The sequence below is a fragment of the Mesorhizobium sp. M2A.F.Ca.ET.039.01.1.1 genome (assembly GCF_003998035.1).
Taxonomy (GTDB): domain Bacteria; phylum Pseudomonadota; class Alphaproteobacteria; order Rhizobiales; family Rhizobiaceae; genus Mesorhizobium.
This window is the reverse complement of sequence record NZ_RZRY01001019.1, coordinates 1-1,765: the sequence shown is the minus strand read 5'-3', so window position 1 is coordinate 1,765 and position 1,765 is coordinate 1. Positions and strand designations below refer to the sequence as shown.

Here is a 1,765-nt window from a genome sequence, read left to right as displayed (position 1 = left end):
GGTCCTGCGCGCGGAAGGCAGCGTAGAGAAGGCCGGCCGTCGAGGAGCGGCTTGCGTTGATCACGTCCGGGGCGGTTTCGACGTTCAGCCGCACGAAAACCAGGAAACCCGTGAACGTCTGCGCCACGCCGGCGCCCTGGCCGAGCTGGACCAGGCCGCTCGCATGCTGCTGGTCGTCGGCCATCGCCTTTTCGATCGCCTCGCGCCGCACCGGCTCGCTGAACATGTCGAATCCGATGATCGACTGGTTGGACGTGTCGAGCGGCTCGAACAGCACGATCGGCGTGCGCCGTTGCTGGGTCGTCGCAGGGTAGATCGGGTGGGCCGACCCATGGTCGCGCAGGATATCGCGTTCGACCGCGGCCTCGTCGCCGGCTTTGGCGAGCCTGAGGAAGCCTATGCCGCGCAGGCCCGCGAAGTTGTCATCGATGTTCAGCGCGGTGAAGAAGGCGTTGAATTCGCCGCGCGTGATGTCGCCGTTGCGGGCATCGAACAGCGCCTGCGTCGAACGCAGCAGCGACAGATGCAGGTCGATCCGGCTCTCGATGCGGCTCAGCGCGTCGTCGGCAGTGCCCTCGAACTTGATCCGCGCCGCCTCCTGCGTCGCGAAATAGGCGAACCCGGCCATCGTCAGGCTGATCAGCGCGACGGCGACAAAGGCAACGATCGGAAAGAGCTTCTTCAAATCAACGATGTGGCCCGTGGACGGTCTACGATCCTTATGGGCAAGTCTCCGCGTCAACACAATGGCGCGGTCAAATCATCACCGTGGCTGGTACATCACGCAGCCAGCAATTACCCGGCTATATGCCTGGGCTTAGGCCGCGATCTTCAGCGCGCCAGGGCCTGGAATGGCGCCGGGCGGACATTTGCCCAAAATGATCATGCCGAGCACTTCGTCCTGGGTGACATCGGTGGTGCGCGCGGTGCCGACCACTTGGCCGTTCTTCATCACGCAGACCCGGTCGGCGAGCTCGAAGACGTCGTGGATGTCGTGGCTGATCAGGAAGATGCCGATGCCGTCGGCCTTGAGCTGCTTGACCAACTCCCCGACCTGCGCCGTCTCCTGCGGCCCGAGCGCCGCCGTCGGCTCGTCCATGATCAGGATGCGGGCATTGAACAGGATCGCGCGCGCGATCGCCACGGACTGCCGCTGTCCGCCCGACAGCTTGACGACCGGCTCCTTGAAGCGCTGGAAGCGCGGATTGAGCCGGCCCATCACCTTGCGCGCCTCGGCTTCCATGGCGACGTCGTCCAGCGTGCCCCACGCGGTCATCAGCTCGCGCCCGAGGAAGAGATTGGCCGCGGCATCGACATTGTCGGCCAGGGCCAGCGTCTGGTAGATCGTCTCGACGCCGTGTTTCTTGGCGTCGCGCGGATTGGAGATCGATGCCTCCTCGCCATTGATGAAGATCTGTCCGCTGTCGCGCTTGTAAGCGCCGGACAGGATCTTGATCAGCGTCGACTTGCCGGCGCCGTTGTGGCCGAGCAGCGCCATCACTTCGCCGGGGAAAAGATCGACGGACGCATCGTCGACGGCGCGGATGCCGCCGAAGGCGATCGAGATGTTGCGCATGTCGACCAGCGGAACGCCGGCGGGAGCGGATTTGTCAGCCATGTTGTTTCTCCTCCCTGATCAGGCCCGCTTGCGATAGAGGGTGTCGAGCCACACCGCCACGACCAGCACGGCGCCCACGACGATGCTTTGCAGCGGCGAATCGACGCCGAGCAGCACCATGCCGGACTGCAGCGACTGCATCAGCAG

2 protein-coding genes are annotated in these 1,765 nt (G+C 64.8%); both read right to left on the bottom strand.

Going from position 1 to position 1,765, the window contains the following annotated elements; genetic code table 11:
• A partial coding sequence (locus EOA24_RS36795) for a CHASE domain-containing protein (RefSeq protein WP_189354554.1) occupies positions 1-685 on the bottom strand: 685 nt, incomplete at its 3' end.
• Between the two features lie 132 nt (positions 686-817).
• Positions 818-1,618 (bottom strand): ATP-binding cassette domain-containing protein, encoded by an 801-nt coding sequence (locus EOA24_RS36790; protein ID WP_126080875.1) that lies wholly within the window; start codon positions 1,616-1,618, stop codon positions 818-820.
• Between the last annotated feature and the right edge of the window lie 147 nt (positions 1,619-1,765).

Excerpts from the sequence above, each read along its gene's own strand:
- EOA24_RS36790 (WP_126080875.1), bottom strand. The coding sequence starts at position 1,618 with ATGGCTGACAAATCCGCTCCCGCCGGCGTTCCGCTGGTCGACATGCGC.